Raw genomic sequence first — 18,476 nt, 5'->3', positions numbered from 1 at the left:
GCCAGCTAACCCAAACCAACTACTTCAACCATCCTTTTCAGCGAACTCATGTTCACTAAAATATCCTCAGTCAGCGAATTTTGATACATTAACTGTCTAATAGGATAACATTCAAAAGCCTCACCAGCTAAAAAGTAATGTTCCAACTGCAAATATTGACTAATTCCCCAGTAATAATGACTGATATAATGAGGCGACACCAACTCAATTACTTTAGTTCCAGATTTACCAAAAATCGTATTTGTTAACCCGCTACCGTGGGCAGCAACTATCACCTCAGCATGGTAAAAATGAGCAATTTGCTCTGCCAAAGACATCGACTCAGGTAAAATAGAAACAAAGCCCGATCGTGCCAAAACCTCAACCACATCTTCCTCGTTCAAAACTCTGCGATATCTGGCTTTGCTGCGACTGATGTAAATGCGCTTTGGATAACTTGAACCAGGTATAATTCCCTTGAGAAACTCCCGCCTCAAAAAATCGATCGCCCATCCGGACGGCCAGCCCAAATATCCCGCAAAAGAAGGTACAATTAACTCTGTTGCTTGCAGGTGAGGAATGCGATCGCTCTCCAAAACCTTTTCCTCGGGAATCCCCAGAATCCGGAGACTTTCCCGTTGAAATTCGTGCTGACAACTATTCACCAAAAACCAATCAATTTCCGCCAAATCCCTACCGCTGCGCCGCAGCAATTCTATCCTCGGCAAAACGTCCACCATCCAATGAAAATAGACATTTCCCGATAAACCAGAAAGCACCGCCACGCTGCCGTCTATCTGCTTTAAAGGTGGAAAGGATTCTAACTTAAAAACGCTATGTTTTCTGATATCATGCTTCTCGCATCCCGGCAACAAACCCGGATAATCTCTCGACACATCAGCCAGCAAATAATTATCAGGAGTCATGACAGCAATCGCCTTGCAAATCAGCCAATAATTTTGCTGCGGCACAATCCAAACTCGCCCGTTGGGAATCTGTGCGACAAAAGTTTTTGGGGAATCCACAGGTATCGGCTGCGAGTTAGACAAACGGCAAACTCCCCAACCCAAATGCACCGGATCGAACCACTTAGAAATTCTGTGCAAACACAGCCCGCAAGTTAAACCGGCACAATCGGAATTTGCCAACTGCGAATTAACAGAAAATTTAGAAGTCTGAATATTTTCTACCCTGGCTTCTGTTGCAGATTCCCAAACAATTTCCACATAATTGCCAGCATCCAACTTAGCATTAACCAGCCAATCCCAACTCGATAAATAAATACCGCACGGACGTTCTAAAGAATTGCCTTCTGAAGATATAAAACTCTGTCTGCCCCACTGTTTTGGCTGTCCATACCCGTGCAATTGCAACTCTAAAACCTGTTGATAATAATCGATCGCCCGTTCCCAATGTCCTTGTTTCTCCAGCAGTTTCGCTAACTCAAAATAAACATGAGGTAAAGCTGGTTGAATTTTCAAAGCCATGCGGTAAACGACAATTGCCGGGCCGAATCGGTGCTGCTGGGCCAAGCAATTTCCCAGCCGCCAGTAAAGCTCTGCATTTTTGGGCTGAATTTGCAAAGCTTTTTGATAATAAGCAGCGGCTGATTCATATCCGCCATACTCTGTTAAAGCATTCCCCAAATGCAGGTAAATTTCTGCTAAATAATCGCATATTTCAGCAATTGGGAATTGGGCATCGGGAATTGGGAATTGGGCATCGGGAATTGGGAATTGGGCATCGGGAATTGGGAATTGAGCATCGGGAATTGGGAATTGGGCATCGGTAATAAATCTTCCTTCTTCCTTGTTCGCTTTTCCTTGTTCCTTGTTCCTTGTTCCTTCTTCCTTCTTGCTTCCAGTTAGCGCTTTCAGAAATCGATCGCACGCAGCGATCGCCCTTGACAACTCATCATCCTCTACAGTGGCAACTTGCCTCGTTTCTCCCAAACGGCAGTAAGCCTCAACAAATTCTGGCTTGAGAGCTACCGCCTGCTGAAAATAAGGCATGGCTTCGGCAATTTTGCCCAAAAACATCAAAGAAAATCCGGCGTCTGTATAGCCGGAAATATGTTGGGGATTGAGTTCGATTACCCGATCGAAACAAGCAACCGCCGCCAAATGTTCCCCCTGCAATTGCCAAGCTTTCCCTAGATTGTAGTGAGCCAAAACCATCTCCGGCGCTAGCTCGATCGCGCGACGGTAAGATGCGATCGCCTTTTCGGGACTTTTTTCGTGGAACACCTGGCCCAAATTATTGTGCGGCGTTGCCCATTCCGGCTTAATCTCGATCGCCCGCTGGTAAATCTCGATCGCCTCAGCAGGGCGATCTTCCTTCAGCAAAATCACGCCCAAATTGCTGTAAGCTTCTACATAATCGGGCCCGAGGGCGATCGCCTGACGGTAGCTATCAATTGCCGCTTCTAGCTGATTATTTTCATTTAAAACCACAGCCAGATTGAATACAGCAAGTAAATAATCGGGTTTTTGGGCGATCGCCTTTCGGTAACAGTCGATCGCCCCCAACAAATTACCCTGATTGTGAAAAACATTTCCCAAGTTATAATTTAACTCCGGCCAGTCTGGCTTCAACTCCAGAGCTTTGCCGTAGTGAAAAGCCGCCTCATCCAGCCAGCAATACTCACTGTAAAGTTGACCCAAGTAAGCATGGGCCAGCACAAACGTTGGCGAAATCTCCAAAGCTTGCACAAAAGCATCTCTTGCTGCCGTCGGATCTCCGCTCGCTTCGAGGATTTCGCCTAAAGTGGTGTAAGCTAGCGGCGAAAATGGCTGTCGTTCGATCGCCTGATGGCAAAAATCGATCGCCTGACTTAACTTTCCCTGCTTCAAATAAACTTGGGCTTGCCGGATGTATTCTTGAGTGGTCATTGCTTGCCGTGCAGTTGCGGTTGCTTTACCGCTTCAGGAAAACTTATAAATTCTGATTTGAAAGTTTGATATTTTCAGACTATCTATATTTTAGGCGATCGGGTTCACAATTTTTATTACCCGGAGATCCTCCTAAATCCCCCTTAAAAAGGGGGACTTTGATGAAGTTCTTGTCCCCCCCTTTTTTAAGGGGGGCTAGGCAGGGTGGTTTTATTGTCGGGAAAAGAAATCTGAAACTACCAAAATTATCGCTCAAAGATTGGCTCACGCTTGGGCGAAGGTACGTAGTTGCGCTTCAGCGCTCTTTATAAGATTAGGAAAGAGCGCCCAAGCGCAACTACGTACCTAATTTGTGTGACCACAATAAAACCACCCTGCTTTTTAAGGGGGAGTAGCGGGCAAGCTAAGGGGGGATCTGGCTTAACCCAAGGGTCTTGATTTATATTTTGTGCGATCGGGCAAAATATTAATTCGGTCGATCGGTGTTGGTCGATTTTTTTTAATGCCCTTGCTTCACTTGAGCCCTTGAATATTTCAACCTCACCCCGCTGTTGGCAGAATGAGGTTGAAATCCTTTCAAACTATCAGCTTTTGTGAGAACAGCCCCGGATAAAATCCGGTGTCGCCCCACAACCGCCAGTTGTTTTAGAACAGCTCGAAGTTGTTCGAGGTAATAGTCAGGCCAGGCTGCAACTGAGCAACCTGTAACACTCCGTTGCCACCGTTGAAGAACAACGCACCGTTTGTCGGGTCGTAGATCAACTTGTTACTGGTGGATCCTGGGCTGCTGGCGCTGAAACCAGAAACGACGACAAACTCGCTCGCCTCGAAGCTGCTGCCCAAACCAGCGAACACACCGCCCTGCTTCAAGCGAATCTTATCTTCACCCGGTGTAAAGTCAGTGATCGTGTCTATGCCGTCTAATGTGCCGGTAGCGGCGGAGGTGGCGAAGTAGAACGTGTCGCTGCCAGCACCGCCAGTCAGGACATCGCTGCCTCTGTCGCCAGAGATAAAGTCATTGCCAGCGCCACCATCGACAGTATCGCTGCCTTTACCGCCCCAGAGGGTATCGTTGCCATCGCCACCGCTGACAGTATCGCTGCCTTCGCCGCCGAACAGGGTATCGTTACCAGTTCCGCCGAGTACGAGATCGTTGCCTTTGTCTCCAGAAACCAAGTCATTGCCAGCACCGCCGTCGAGCTGGTCATTCCCTTTGCCGCCAAAGATTCTATCATCGCCGTCACCACCAGAGACAGCATCGTTGCCACTGCCTGAAACGAGGGCATCGTTACCGCTGCCGCCGCCGAGACTGTCATTGCCGCCACCGGAAAAAATGATGTCGTCCCCACCGTTACCGGCGATGACATCATCGCCCCCAAAGGTCAGGATGATATCGTTGAGATTGCCTGCACTTAATCTGTTTGCGCCTGTGGTGCCGACAACACTGGAGCCGCCAGCTCCTGGCAAAGAAACTGCTGGTTGTGTTGGATTAGTTACCTGTGTCATTTACACTCCTCCTAAAAGATGAATCACTTTTCTACAATACACTTTTCCCTCCAAAGGGATTCAATAAATCGAACCGGACATCGGTTGAGACCCTAATTGACCCGGCTGCTATAAGCTGTCATGTAATTTAATTTTTGACATACTCACCGCCCTAAAAGTGCGGTGATTCTTGACGCTTCATCGACTGATGCTGGTCGTAGTCTTACTCTGTCTCTGCGTCCGTTTAGAGTCTCCCAATGCCCTATGGCGACTTTTTACTCTGCTATCCTACGGTTGGAGCTAACCATTGCCCTTATAGCCGTCTCTAAGTTTGCCCGCATCGTAGCTGTTTCAACGCGTCTTGGGCCTAGAAATCTTTTGAGTGTTGTTATATTACAGGCTTTGCCAATAAAATTAGGAACAATTAAAACCGTCCTAAAAGGACGGGGCTTGTATCCCAAATTTTTGGTCAGCAGGGAGCCGGGAACCGCGAGTTGAATCTTGTATTCGTTGAGCAGCAAGTATCAGTTGTTTTCTGCCTTGGACTCTCGGCTCCATCACTCCCTCCTCTAGCACGAAAATATTCCACTTAAACGTTTGTGAGTCTACCATACGTACCTTGGGTGCCAAGTCTAGACATTTGCTTCTTACTTCATCGGGAGCATGGGAGCGGTTATCCCTCGGTAAGCTTTCACGATGAAAGCCAAGCGCGATAAATTAATTGCTCTCAAGATTGAGAAATTGCACCGCAGTCCTTGGCAACTGTCGATCGCCCGAAAGTTCGATCGCCCGCAATCGAGCTTAAACTGAGTTGCGATTTTTCAGTAGACTCTGAATCACGAGACTTTTAAGTTCCGCCCAGAGTTCCCGAAAAATAAAATTTGTTGAGCAGCACATTATTCCCTGGAAATTCAGCCCATCGGCGTGAACCCCCAGAGTTATGATTTGAGATTTTTATACTCTAAGATTATTTATATTTTGGCGATCGATTTGGCGATCGATTACTTAAGCACATAGCATCACTTTCTTAAGATTGAAGCCTTCAAAATTGTCAGACTGCCACGTGAGAACAGCCCCGGAATCTGTCCGGTGCTGTTCTCACAATAGCTAGTTTCTCTAGAACAGCTCGAAGTTGTTCTTGCTGACAGCAGTGGAGCTAAGATTGAGCCCCGGTTGCAGTTGAGCCACAGTCTTCACTCCGCCGTTACCTGGATTGTAGTACAACAAACCGTTTTGCGGGTCGTAGACGATCTTGTTCAAAGTATTTGCTGGTGCGCTTCCGGGAGCAAAACCAGCAACCACGATAAAGTCGGTAGCATCGAAAGAGCCACCCAAACCAGAGAAAGCATTGCGATCGAAACTGAGTTTATCTTCACCGGGGTTAAAGTCGGTAATTGTGTCAATTCCATAATCGCCACCAACACCAGCAAAGTAGAACGTATCGCTACCGGCGCCGCCAGTCAGAAGGTCAGATCCTCTGTCGCCAGAGATAAAGTCATCCCCTCTCCCACCATCGACAGTATCGTTCCCTCGACCGCCGAACAAGCTGTCGTTGCCGTCACCGCCCAAGACGATATCATTGCCGTCACCGCCCAAAGCAGTATCGTTACCCGATCCGCCAAGTACCGTGTCATTGCCCCGATCTCCGGAGACGAAATCAGCACCATCACCGCCGTTGACGAGATCGAAACCTTTACCGCCGAAGAGTGTGTCGTTGCCGTTACCACCATCGACTACATCGTTGCCTGTACCAGCGTAGATAGTATCATTGTCGCTGCCACCACCCACACTATCATTGCCACCTCCTGAAAAAATCAGGTCATTCTCACTGCCACCAGCAATGATATCGTTGCCCCCAAAAGTTAGGATGATATCCTCTTCGATCGTTCCACGTATCCTGTTATCGCCTTGGGTGCCGATAATATCAAGTCCACCCCCACGATTTTCAACTGCCGATTGTGGCTGAGTTGGATTAGTTACCTGTGTCATTTACATTCCCCCCCTAAATTATTTTTTCTACTTGTTCCCTTCAACGGGATTTCATCAATTAAACGGGACATCGGTTGAGACCCAGATTGACCCGGCTGCTATAGGCTTTCATGTACCATTTTTAATGGGACTATGCTCTTTGATAGAACTTGCACGCCAGATGGCAAATAATGATCGATCGCACAAATTGCGATCGTCAGGATTGCGTAATAATTAACAGAGTGCCATTTCTTAGTACGCTTCAATCAACCTGACTGTTCAGTTAAAATATTAGTTCCCCAAAAAAACAAAAACACTAGATTTATCTCCAAAGCATTAAGCAGCAAGGTTTTAGAGGCCGAAATGAGTTATCCCCACAAGTTATCTGTGGGAATGGCCCGTGCATAAGATATTTTCTGTCATGGGAAGCACGTCAACGCAGCCTTCCACAACAAATCAATAGCAGCCCTTTGTAAAAGTGTCAGTGCTGCCTAAGTCTTAGGTAAGTTGGAATACAGCTATATTTAAAAAATTAATTTTATAAATTATAGTTTTCAGCAATTATTTATTGCTAATTGCTAATTCCGACGCGCTCGAACACAATAAATTAACAATTAGCAATTTCCCGAAAAAATCGTTGGCATTCATAGACAAGCTGTACTATTTACCCGCTCAGTGTGATTCTAAGTCTGCTGGTGACCCGTTGACATAGCTCTGGCTGTCGTAGCTGTAGATGTGAGCGTCAGTTTGGAAAAGATAATTGATTGAACTAGCTGCATAGTAGGTCAGCACTAGCAGCGACACTGCGTTAAGAATTCCATAAATTCGCTTCTCAGACATTTCGTTCATTTTCACTCCTAGGGTTTGTGCAAATAGTGAATTTTGATACTGTGACGGCACTTTTTTGGGGAAGTTCCCAAAAATGCAGCACCAGATCAAAATTCCATCGCTCGCCTTATAAACTCACTCGTTATTCCTCCCATAAAACAAGTCCTGCTTGAGACAAGCAAGAGTTTTGTTGGCTATTTCATATTGAAGTCTCTGCCTTTAATTGTGTATCTAACTGTGGTAAGAGTTTCGGACTTGTGGCGATGTCGAACTCTACAATTTTCTGTTGGAAAGCTGCTACAATCTGTCAATATCTAACATCAAAAGCTTACAGGGTAAAGAGTATAGCTTTTTATCAAAAACCAGCAATGATTTTCGCCAATTCGATTAATGGTACGCAGAAGCCGGAAATAATAAAAATCATTAAGTTGTCAGCCGAACGCTAAAATATGTCTGAAGTTATACTCTTGCCAGCAAGAGAACGTGTTAAATTTCCTGTTAAGTTTGAGCTTGGTGGAGGTGGCAAGATAATTTATGACTGAAAAAATTTTGCGGTCGCTGTCCAAAATCGGGGTCTCACACTTTTGACCAATAATATCAATCCCAAATCGAAAATCGAAAATCCTCTCTTCCCCCGAATTTATCCGTGGGGTCGCCTCTAAAATCTAAAATCTAAAATCTAAAATCGATTGACTGAGTGGCAGCCTTAAATCACAATCTCACCAAATAACAGCAGGCATCAAAAAACAGAAGGCAGAATTTGATAGCGGTAAAAACATACTGTTTTAGGATTCAGTATTTTTATTATCTGATTCCACCTTCTAGATGCCACGTTTTGTAATAAAACAAGATGATTTACTCGATGGGAGGAGCGAGGAATGATGATTCAGGCAAGATGACTAACTATGTTTGAGTCAGTTACTTCCACAATTTACTATAATTTTTGCTCTGCTTTAGCTTCTTGTTCAACCGACTTTCTGCTACTAATTTGAAACAGGGATAAGGGTAGAACAATAGGCCAAACCAGGGGGCCGAGTAGTAAGGCTACCCAAGAGAGCAAGTCTTTTTTGGATGTTGAAGTATCGTTCCAAAAAACAATGAACCAAACCACAAAAACGATTAAGGAAACCGAAAAGTAGCCAATAATGAGCATTCTTTTACCTGCCTGCCTATAGATGGGGTCGAAGTATTGATAATTTATTGTATCTCAGGCTGCGGCTCGCCGATCGCAACTGGAGGCCTTGGTGAGGAGTGTTGAAAACGAACAGTTTTACCAGTCTGGGAGTCCACAGCCTAGGATGTCGGAGGCACACCGACGAAACCACCAACAATCGCGCTCAAAGTCTTGCCATCAGGAGTTTTTGAGGTTTCGTCCAACCTGGAGGCTACCGCCACAATCACAGCCAATGCGATCGAGGTCTCTCCTTTTAGGTGATTTGACTCACGTACAGTTGGAGATTTAGATCACAAGCTGATCTCAGAAAGATCACAGAGCTTAGCCGACGGCCATCACCCTACTCTGTTCTCAAATGCTGGATATTAGAATAGCCGAGTTCAACGAGATTTCATGCAAACTCTGACTTTAAAATCCGATCGCACGATCGCTGAACTATTTTATCAAGTCACCCATTCGGGTAATCTGAGTCGTACCGAAAGTCACGGACTGCGTGCACTTTGTGAAAGCGCTCTCAGCGAAGACGATCGAGATGCAGTCAACCGCCTACTTCACGCCATCCGCCGCGGATGGGTCAGAATTTCCGATTAGTACCCTCAGACAGCAATTTTAGATCGGTAGTTCTACTCTGTCTGGTGTAAAGCTTTGCCCGCAAGTAAGATTTGAGTGAGTAGGTCTCTCCATTAACCCTCTCACAAATATTTTCTGCTGCGATCGTTGCGATCGCACCCGGTTTCTTGAAGATGCCGGGATTTTTGATGCAAAACCGTTAACAGTCCTTAGTGCTGTCCCCGCACGCGGACAGTAGTCAGTAGTCAGCAGCGGGCACTCATTAAGTATATCTACGGAAAAAAAAACTACACAAAGATACCCAGTAAATGCAAGCAAAGTGGGTTTCCCAACACCGTAAAAGTTTTACGTTTAATATCGGTTGATTTAGTTAGGAGTAATTACTTAGTAGTCATCGCAAAAAAAAGGCAGTACATTGTAGGTGTTTTTCAGCGTCAAGATCGCTCATATACAAAAGAGTAAATGAGTGTTCTCACCCCTCAACGCATCTATGTTTATTGGTAAGGACATACTTAGTGATTTGTTAAATTAATATTAATTTGTTTGTCAGCAGCTTTTAACAAAAAACACAGATTTTGGAGTTACTAAAAAGGAGGAATCGGGACGGGGTTTGTGTTTCGAGATGCTCTCTCGATCGAGGAAACATCCGCTCCCCAAGTCCGATTGACACAAATCACCAATCAAGACAGAATCGATCACATTTACTGGCGTATTTGAATCACATAAATATTTGGAAAATCAGTCAATAATGTCAAAAGTGATTTCAAAAAAAACCAATGATGACCCAAACGTTTTTACCTCAATTTACGATTGCAGAGCTAGTGTTTCAGGTATATCACTCCGGTCTGCTGACTCCCACTCACCGACAACAGCTCAAGAGTGCGCTATTAAATGACTGTCTTACCGAAGAAGATCAAACAGCCATCAACCGCTTGCTCCACGCGGTTCGCCGGGGCTGGCTGAAAGTTGTAGATTAAACTGTTACCCAAAATTTTGCCACTTCTCTTTAAATGCACTGTCAATCAATTTGAGATTTGAGATTTGAGATTTGAGATTTGAGATTTGAGATTGTCTCAACAGATAAATCTGGAGATTGAACTTTGATCTAAAATTTTTGACTCTCCACTAGGCGAGTCTCGGAGGCCTGTCTCCGTTTTTGGGCGGGGTAACCTGAAGATCGAATTAAATCCCCTCAATAAAATCTGGAATTAAGCTAAATGTAGGGTGCGCCACCAGCACCCTGCGGTTTTAAATTCTGTGTTGCAAGCTTATTTACTCCGAGATTGTGCCGTCAGGCATCATAGCTTCTCTCAGATTCGCCTCCTTCCAATTTGTCCCGCGCAAAGAAGCTTGATGCAAGTTTGCTCCCCTGAAATTTGCTCCCTTAAGGGAAACTCCGCTCAAATCTGCTAGATGCAGATTTGCACAAATCAGGTTAGCTCCGCTCAAATCTGCTCCCTTCAAATTAGCTTTTTCGAGATTTGCTTCTGTCAAATTAGCCCAACTCAAATTTGCTTGAGTGAGATTAGCATGGCTGAGATCGGCTTGTGTTAAGTTGGCGTCAGTTAAATTTGCTTGAGTCAGGTTGATTCCGCAAAGTTTTACTTCTGTCAAATTGGCACCTTGCAAGTTAGCGTTAACTGCATAAACTTGAATCAAAATTGCCCGTTGAAGGTTGGCATCTCTGATGTCTGCACCCCTGAGACTCGCCCCCGTAAAATCTGCCCCGCTGAGCACGGCACTCCGCAAGATAGCTCCGCTCAAGTTCGCTCCCATCGCCTCGCATTCGCCGAAATTAGCCGACATGAGGTTGGCTTGGGAGAAGTCGGCTTTGCTGATATCTGCTTGATACAGATTGGCTCTGTAGAGCGTTATGCCGATCGCACTTGCACCTGTTAAACTAGCTCCAGTTAAGTCAATATCGCGCAAATTTGTCCTTGACATATTGATCCCAGCCAGGTCTACTGTACGAAAAACCCGTTCTCCGGCTGCATACCGTCTGAGAAGTTCCTCTGCATTCATGTCTTTTTCCCCAAAATATTGAATAATATCTTTGATATTTCAATAATATTTGGCATGAGTGACCTTTACGTTTCTTGGTCTGAGTACCACCGAAAAATTGAAGATTTGGCTGTAAAAATTAATGAATCTCAATGGAAATTCGATCGCATTGTCTGTTTGGCGAGGGGAGGGCTGCGCGTCGGCGATACTCTGTCGCGGATTTTCGACAAACCTCTGGCGATTTTAGCAGCCTCGTCCTATTGTGGGGCGGAGGGAAAAGTCCGGCGGGCGATCGAGTTTGCGCCTAATTTAACAATGGTGGGCGATAATTTGGGCAGCCACATTCTGCTAGTTGACGATTTGGTGGATTCGGGAATTAGTTTAGAGCAAGCTATTGTTTGGCTGAAGAGTCGTTACGGCGAGGATATTCAGGAAATTCGGACTGCTGTGCTTTGGTACAAGGCTTGTTCTGTTGCGAAGCCGGATTATTATGTAGATTATTTGCCGGATAATCCTTGGATTCATCAACCTTTTGAAATGTACGAAAAGATGAGTGCGGCTGATTTGGCGGCGAAAGCGGGGAGTTACTGAAATCCGCCCCTAGCCCTGTTTTGTTTGTAGTTGCTGTTTTACCCAAGCTCGAAATGCTCTGATTGTTGGGCTTCTTCCTTGGGTGTTGCTGCGATCGACATATTGGGGAATTATATCAATAATGGGAAAATATAAGACGGCGGTTGAAACCGCGTCTACAAAAACGAATTCCGCCTCCGCGGAATGAAGAAATAAATGAAGAAAATCGCGTAATTTTCACCATCTTATCTTCAACCCGCGCACCATCCGGGTTTTGTTTGTATAGACGCGGTTTCAACCGCTCCATCTAAGAATCAGCGAACCGAAAGAATACGATCGCCCAATTCCATGCTTTTTGTCAAAACTTCCTGCCGCGCCCACCGATCCGCAGCCAAAATATCATCTAAAGCCGGACTTTCACAGTTATCAGCTTGATGTTTGTCGCACACCTTTTCAATCAACTTCGGAATATCCAAAAATGTAATCTTTTCCGCCAAAAATAGCGCTACAGCCTGTTCGTTTGCCGCATTCAGCACCGCCGGCATCGAACCACCGGCACGTCCCGCCGCATAGGCTAACTGCATACAAGGATACTTTTCGTGATCTGGTTCTCGGAAAGTTAAATCACCGGATTTTACTAAATCTAGCTGCGGCCAATCTGTCTGAATTCTTTCCGGCCAAGACAAAGCGTAAAGTAGGGGCAAACGCATATCCGGCCAGCCCAATTGTGCCAAAACCGATGTATCTTGTAGCTCAATTAACGAGTGAATGATACTCTGGGGATGGATGACAATATCAATGTCATCATAATCCATGCCGAACAGGTAATGAGCCTCAATTACTTCTAATCCTTTATTCATCAAAGTAGCAGAATCAATGGTGATTTTCTGCCCCATCGACCAATTCGGATGTTTCAAGGCATCGGCGACTGTTACTTGTGCTAATTTGTCGATCGGCAAATCTCGAAAAGAACCGCCCGAAGCTGTGAGAATAATTCGGCGCAACCCTCCCGCCGGTATGCCTTGGAGGCATTGAAAAATTGCCGAATGTTCCGAGTCTGCCGGCAATATTTTAACCCCGTATTTTTCGATCAGGGGGTTGACAACGGGGCCGCCGGCGATTAATGTTTCTTTATTGGCTAAGGCGATATCTTTGCCTGCTTTGATAGCGGCAATTGTTGGCAGCAAACCGGCACAGCCAACTATGCCGGTGACGACGGCTTCAGCATCGCCATATTTGGCAACTTCGACAACGCCTGACTCGCCAGCAAGTAAAATAGGTTGAGGGTCGAGATCTGCGATCGCGCTTTGCAATTCCTCTAATTTATCTTCGTCGCAAATCGCGACAATTTCTGGTTTAAACTGGCGAATTTGTTGTGCGAGTAACGTTACATTTCGTCCGGCGGTTAACCCGACAATCCGAAATTGTTCCGGGTATTGAGCTACAATATCCAGAGTCTGAGTGCCGATGGAGCCTGTGGAGCCGAGAAGAGTTATTGCTTTCACAATTTTTTAAGGTTTTGTGGATTATTCTAATATTACGATTACCGGAACTAAAATTAGCGGTTAACTATGCCGCAATACGGTTCAATTAAGACAGATCCCCCCTAACCCCCCTTAAAAAAGGGGAGTAGGGGGTGGGACAAGAATGCTCTCAAAGTCAACCCCTACTCCCCTTCTTAAGGGGGATTTAGGGGGATCTCCGGCGCATAAATAGTTTTAAGTGAACCGTATTGAACTATGGCGTGGTAAGCATATTTGAAGGAATCATATTTTGAGTCGTCAGTTAGTGCCAGATTTCATGGAAAATGGGGAAAATTTTGCTGATGACCATGAGGATATCGGCGTTGGAATCGGGGAAAATATAGAAGAAGGTCGATCGCGCTTACCGTCGAGTTTGGTTTGGGCGATCGCCATTGCTGCTACAATTTTCTTTGCCTGTAGCAGTTTGCGGCACGCTTTATTCCAATCCACAGCCTTCGATTTGGGAATTTTTGACCAAGCAATTTACTTGCTGAGTCAAAACCAAACGCCGTTTTCTTCCTTGATGGGTATTCATATTTTGGGAGATCACGCTGCGGTAATCTATTATCCGCTGGCTTTGCTGTACAAAATTTACCCGGATGTGCATTGGCTGCTGTTGGTACAAGCAGTTGCTTTATCGCTGGGAGCCTGGCCTAGCTGGAGTTTAGCGCGTTTGGCGGGTTTAAATCAAGAAGAGTCTCGTGCGATCGCCCTAATTTATTTGCTCTATCCGGTGGTATTCAACATCAACTTATTTGATTTTCACCCGGAAGTAATCGCTTTACCCGCACTGTTAGCAGCAATTTTAGCAGCGCGCTTAAATAAACTGGTGTGGTTTTGTACCGCAATTCTGCTGGTGTTAAGTTGCAAGGCAGTTTTGTCTATAACCGTTGCTGCTATTGGCTTATGGCTGTTTGTTTGCGATAAAAAGCAACGATTTGGGGCGATCGCACTTTTACTCGGTGTAGCATGGTTTTTGATAGCTTCCCAAAAAATCATCCCCTACTTTAGCGGTAGCGAAGTCGCCGGAGTCGGGCGTTACAGCTATTTAGGCAAATCAGTCCTAGAAATCATCATCAACCTCATATTAAAACCACAGCTAGTATTAGGAAAAATCCTTTCCTTCGACACATTCAAATACTTATTTGTCCTCACCTTACCCGTAATTTGGCTGTTGCTGCCATTCTCCCGCAAAAGCAACCTCAAATATTTAACATCCCTAATTCCAGCCATCCCTACATTAATTATCAATATCCTCTCCGATTTACCATTTCAACGCAGTTTAGCTTATCAATATTCAGTGCCAATTGTCCCATTTTTAATCTTAGCAATTATCGCCAAAGAACAAGGAATAAAAAATACAAACATACTCAATCAACCGTTATCTAGCGCACCAAATACCGCAAAGCTACAATTTAAAAACATCCAAATTCCGCAACTGTGGCTGGGAATGCAATTACCCAAAGCAATGATAATTTGGTCATTAATAATATTCCTATTGCTGGGAGAATCCAAAGACTTTATTCTGTACGCAAATAGACTAGATACCTGGCAAGCCACACGAGAAGCAATCGCCCAAGTTCAACCCCAAAGCAGTATTTTAACAGATAATAGACTTGCTCCTCACTTTGCCCATCGCCCCACAGTCAAACTACTTTCACAAACTTCACCTCAAACAAATCTAGCTGAATTTAAATACATATTATTAAACCTGCGCCATCCGTGGCCAGATACTGAAAAAATTGGTAACACCTTAGCAAATCAACTTAAAAACGATCGCGCTTTTCAATTAACTTATCACAAAAAACAAGTTCTACTATTTAAACGCATCGCCGATTAAACCAAGAAAATGCTAACCTTACAATCCCCAAAATCCCATCCAGTATTGTTAATGATTGTCGTCACAACGATAATCTTATTTGTAGCCAGCAGCGCGCGCCACGCTTTATTTCATTCCACTGCCTACGACTTAGCAATTTTTGACCAAGCAATTTACTTAATCTCCCAAAATCAAACACCATTTTCCTCATTAATGGAAATCAATATTTTAGGAGATCATACTGCCTTTATCTTCTATCCCCTAGCCTTACTCTACAAAATATATCCCGACGTGCACTGGCTGTTATTCGTGCAAGCTTTTGCCCTAGCCTTAGGTGCTTGGCCTAGTTGGAGTTTAGCACGTCAAGCGGGATTAACTGAACCAAAGGCGATCGCCATTTCAGCCATGTATCTGCTATATCCCGCAGTATTTAACGTCAATCTGTTCGACTTCCACCCCGAAGTCATAGCAATGTCCGCCATTTTAGCAGCAATCCTAGCCGCCAGACTGAATAAAACATTGTGGTTTTGTGCAGCCATCCTCTTAATCTTAAGCTGCAAAGCCGTGCTATCTTTGACAGTCTTGATGATGGGAGTTTGGTTATTCTTCTTTGAGAAAACCCGCAAGTGCGGACTCATCGCTATATTTCTCGGTGCAGCCTGGTTTTTGATAGCTACTCAAGCAATCGTACCATATTTCAATCAAGGCAAACAACACGCAGGTGTCGGGCGATATCAATATTTAGGAAACTCAGTTTTGGAAATTGCGATTAATTTAATCTTGAAACCAAATCTCATTTTAGGCCGTTTGTTTTCGACTGATACTTTCGGATATTTGATTTTATTATTTTTCCCTGTAATTTGGTGGCTTTCCCCGCGCCACCTGTCACCATTAATAGGTGCTTTTCCCATGCTAGTGATGAATATTCTTTCGGATATTGACGCCCAGCGAGATTTGATTCACCAGTATTCAGTACCGATATTTCCCTTTGTATTAACCGTCGTAATCTCTACCATAGCAGACAGACAGATAAGAGGCAATAATTTTTGGAAAAATGCCGGAAATTATCTATGGAATCACCGCAATTTGATGCCGCGAATTTGGAAGCCCGTCTCGAAACGCATTTCGATTAAATCTGTCAAACATATCTGGATGCGCCGCCTGTGGATTCACCGCAGTTGGAGGTGGGGAAAATTGCTATTTGCTAATGTGTCTAAATTGTTAATTTTGTGGTCGTTTTTGAGTTTCTTAATTTTAGCAAAGTATGGATATTTTGGGACAATTTATTTAGAGTCTCTCGATACTTGGCAAGCGACGCGGCAGGCAATTAATAGAGTGCAAACTCAAGGCAATGTCTTAACGGATAATTCCCTAGCAACTCATCTCGCTCATCGTGCAACAATTAAATTGTTGCATCAAGTTGCCAACGGACAAAGTTTGAATGAATTTGAGTATGTGCTATTAAATATGCGCCATCCTTGGCACGATACTGCGGATACTGCTGCGAGTGTCGTGACTCAACTGAAACAATCTCCTGCATTTAAAATTAGCTTTCAGCAAGATGATGTTTTTTTGTTTCAGAAAATCAGCAATTAGTAGACTTATTGCAATTATTCATTGATAAACCAACCGCAGATTTAAGGCAAATGCAACACAGACAGACGCAGATAATTTTAAGATAATTTGGGAATGAATACAATATGAACAATTTTAAGCTAAAATATCATCCAGTAAGTTGGCAAATCGCCCTTTTCGCCCTAATATTTTTTCTATGCAGCAGTGTACGCCACGCCCTGCTTGAATCCAACGCCTTTGAACTCGGAATTTACGATCAAGTAGCGTATCTCATCAGTCAAGGAGAAACGCCGTTTTCCTCATTTCTGGAAATTCACCACCTGGGAAATCACGCCGCTGGGGTGATGTATCCCGTGGCTTTGCTGTACAAAATATATCCCGATGTTCATTGGCTGTTGTTAGTGCAAGCAGTCGCCCTGACATCGGGGGCTTTGCCAGTTTGGGGTTTGGCCATTCAAGCTGGGTTAAAGAATAGTATAGCTTGGGCGATCGCCTGTATCTACCTTTTCTACCCCTTAGTCTTCAATGTCAACCTCTTCGACTTCCACCCCGAAGTCATTGCTTTACCCGCACTGCTAGCAGCAATCCTCGCCGCGCGACTCAATAAAACTCTGTGGTTTTGTGCTGCCATCGTCTTAGTTTTGAGCTGCAAAGCCGTGTTATCTTTAACTGTAGCTGCGATGGGATTGTGGCTCTTATGTTTTGACAAAAAACGCAATTGCGGGCTGATAGCTCTATTTCTTGGCGTAGGTTGGTTTCTGGTAGTTACTCAGGGAATTATACCATATTTCAATCAGGGAAGAGAACACGCGGGAATCGGGCGATATCAATATTTGGGAAACTCGGTTTTAGAAATAGCTGTTAATTTAATCTTGAAACCAAATCTAATTTTAGGGCGTTTGTTTTCTGCTGACACTTTTGAATATTTAGCCTTATTAATATTACCTGTAATTTGGTGGATTTCGCCACGGCATCTGACACCTTTAATTAGCGCTGTACCAATGTTGGCGATGAATATTCTTTCGGATATCCCCGCTCAACGAGACTTGATTCATCAATATTCTATTCCGATATTGCCGTTTTTGTTGGTTGCGGTAATTTCTAGTTTAGCAGATAGGAATCAGCACCAGGGAAATACAATCTTTGATAAATTGCCAATTCCTAAATATCAATTACCGAGAGTTATTGTAATTTGGTCGTTAATTGGTTTCTTAGCTTTAGCGAAATACGGCTATTTTTGGACTATTTATGTAGATTCCCTCGATACCTTGTCGGCTAGCAGAGAAGCGATCGCCCTTGTCAACACAAAAGGCAGTGTTTTAACCACTTCTCACATGGCTCCGCACTTAACGCACCGCCCTGTAGTACGCTTAACTCAGGCTCAGACGCCTCCTGGAAATCTCGCAGAGTTTGAGTATGTCTTGCTAAATCTGAGGTATCCTGGCTGGATGAGCGATCGAGCTTTTGTGCAAAACCTCATAACTCAACTCGCCAACCATCCCCAATTTACACTCAAATATCAGCGGGATGACATTTATCTATTTGTCCAAAACGCTAATAAATGATTTTATATCATCTCATATCGAGCGACATAATATTTTACCTGGTCAAATTGACGCTTAATAGCTGGTAAAAGTATAGTCATCTATTACATGACATGGGAGGCTTCAATTCCCTCCCCTTTCACTTTTACTTCGAGCGGATTAACCCGCCTCGGCTGAGCTACGCAGCTCTCTATCCCATCGCCAAAGGCATTTGGGATTGCTTTTCTCAAAATATTATAAGATCCATTAACATCAGCATTAATCAATCGACCGTCTGATGTTTTGTACAATCCTCTCTTAATTCGCTTTCCACTAAATTTGGCATCCTGGGCGCCAATATTCCCATAGACAGGAATTGGATCTAAATTTAAAAAATTCGATTTGGAAGTATAGGATTCTTCTTGTTCTATCACTTTTATTCCCATCAATTCAGCTTTGTATTTCAACATTTCAATTAGTCGAGCATGAGGAATGCTGACAAAGTTTTGATTTGTTTTCTTGCCTAAATTGATCTCATTTTTCCATTGTACGTTTTTGCCAATTACTAGC

The 18,476-nt window shown here is 44.2% G+C and carries 13 protein-coding genes; 6 read left to right on the top strand and 7 right to left on the bottom strand.

Translation table 11 applies throughout. The features are described 5' to 3' along the window. Positions 1 to 5: 5 nt before the first annotated feature. The 4 genes from JGK14_RS04190 to JGK14_RS04175 form a co-directional block, all read right to left on the bottom strand. Positions 6 to 2,870, bottom strand: coding sequence for a tetratricopeptide repeat protein (locus JGK14_RS04190; protein WP_325314796.1), 2,865 nt, complete (start codon positions 2,868 to 2,870; stop codon positions 6 to 8). A 645-nt stretch (positions 2,871 to 3,515) separates the two neighbouring features. After that, positions 3,516 to 4,376, bottom strand: coding sequence for a calcium-binding protein (locus JGK14_RS04185; protein WP_293175451.1), 861 nt, complete (start codon positions 4,374 to 4,376; stop codon positions 3,516 to 3,518). 1,095 nt (positions 4,377 to 5,471) lie between these two features. Then, positions 5,472 to 6,344 (bottom strand): calcium-binding protein, encoded by an 873-nt coding sequence (locus tag JGK14_RS04180; RefSeq protein WP_293175453.1) that lies wholly within the window; start codon positions 6,342 to 6,344, stop codon positions 5,472 to 5,474. 651 nt (positions 6,345 to 6,995) lie between these two features. Then, positions 6,996 to 7,172, bottom strand: a complete 177-nt coding sequence (locus tag JGK14_RS04175; RefSeq protein ID WP_293189505.1) for a hypothetical protein — start codon at positions 7,170 to 7,172, stop codon at positions 6,996 to 6,998. A 1,546-nt stretch (positions 7,173 to 8,718) separates the two neighbouring features. On the opposite strand from JGK14_RS04175, the gene JGK14_RS04170 reads away from it, so the two are divergent. Then, positions 8,719 to 8,916: a hypothetical protein gene (locus JGK14_RS04170; RefSeq protein ID WP_325314795.1), complete on the top strand. Its 198-nt coding sequence runs from the start codon at positions 8,719 to 8,721 to the stop codon at positions 8,914 to 8,916. 755 nt (positions 8,917 to 9,671) lie between these two features. Beyond that, positions 9,672 to 9,872, top strand: a complete 201-nt coding sequence (locus JGK14_RS04165; protein WP_293175457.1) for a hypothetical protein — start codon at positions 9,672 to 9,674, stop codon at positions 9,870 to 9,872. 295 nt (positions 9,873 to 10,167) lie between these two features. On the opposite strand, the gene JGK14_RS04160 is transcribed toward JGK14_RS04165, so the two are convergent. Beyond that, entirely contained in the window at positions 10,168 to 10,917 is a 750-nt protein-coding gene (locus JGK14_RS04160) for a pentapeptide repeat-containing protein (RefSeq protein WP_293175459.1), read from the bottom strand. Positions 10,918 to 10,971: 54 nt separating this feature from the next. Between JGK14_RS04160 and JGK14_RS04155 the strand changes: the two genes are divergently transcribed. Next, a complete protein-coding gene (locus JGK14_RS04155) occupies positions 10,972 to 11,487 on the top strand; it encodes a phosphoribosyltransferase (protein WP_293317815.1) in 516 nt (171 codons plus the stop codon). Between the two features lie 293 nt (positions 11,488 to 11,780). On the opposite strand, the gene dxr is transcribed toward JGK14_RS04155, so the two are convergent. After that, positions 11,781 to 12,971: a 1-deoxy-D-xylulose-5-phosphate reductoisomerase gene (gene dxr, locus JGK14_RS04150; protein ID WP_293241384.1), complete on the bottom strand. Its 1,191-nt coding sequence runs from the start codon at positions 12,969 to 12,971 to the stop codon at positions 11,781 to 11,783. A gap of 295 nt (positions 12,972 to 13,266) precedes the next feature. Between dxr and JGK14_RS04145 the strand changes: the two genes are divergently transcribed. From JGK14_RS04145 to JGK14_RS04135, 3 genes are all read left to right on the top strand, one after another. Continuing rightward, positions 13,267 to 14,829, top strand: a complete 1,563-nt coding sequence (locus tag JGK14_RS04145) for a DUF2079 domain-containing protein (protein ID WP_293175473.1) — start codon at positions 13,267 to 13,269, stop codon at positions 14,827 to 14,829. Between the two features lie 9 nt (positions 14,830 to 14,838). Next, entirely contained in the window at positions 14,839 to 16,404 is a 1,566-nt protein-coding gene (locus JGK14_RS04140; RefSeq protein ID WP_293233125.1) for a DUF2079 domain-containing protein, read from the top strand. Between the two features lie 104 nt (positions 16,405 to 16,508). Further along, positions 16,509 to 17,948: a DUF2079 domain-containing protein gene (locus JGK14_RS04135; protein ID WP_293196572.1), complete on the top strand. Its 1,440-nt coding sequence runs from the start codon at positions 16,509 to 16,511 to the stop codon at positions 17,946 to 17,948. A gap of 83 nt (positions 17,949 to 18,031) precedes the next feature. Here JGK14_RS04135 and JGK14_RS04130 read toward each other — a convergent pair. Then, a partial coding sequence (locus tag JGK14_RS04130; protein WP_293196570.1) for an IS200/IS605 family accessory protein TnpB-related protein occupies positions 18,032 to 18,476 on the bottom strand: 445 nt, incomplete at its 5' end.

It is taken from the genome of Microcoleus sp. PH2017_28_MFU_U_A, assembly GCF_020738035.1.
Taxonomy (GTDB): domain Bacteria; phylum Cyanobacteriota; class Cyanobacteriia; order Cyanobacteriales; family Microcoleaceae; genus Microcoleus.
Note: the sequence above shows the minus strand (reverse complement) of the source record. Positions and strands in the feature narration are given on the sequence as shown.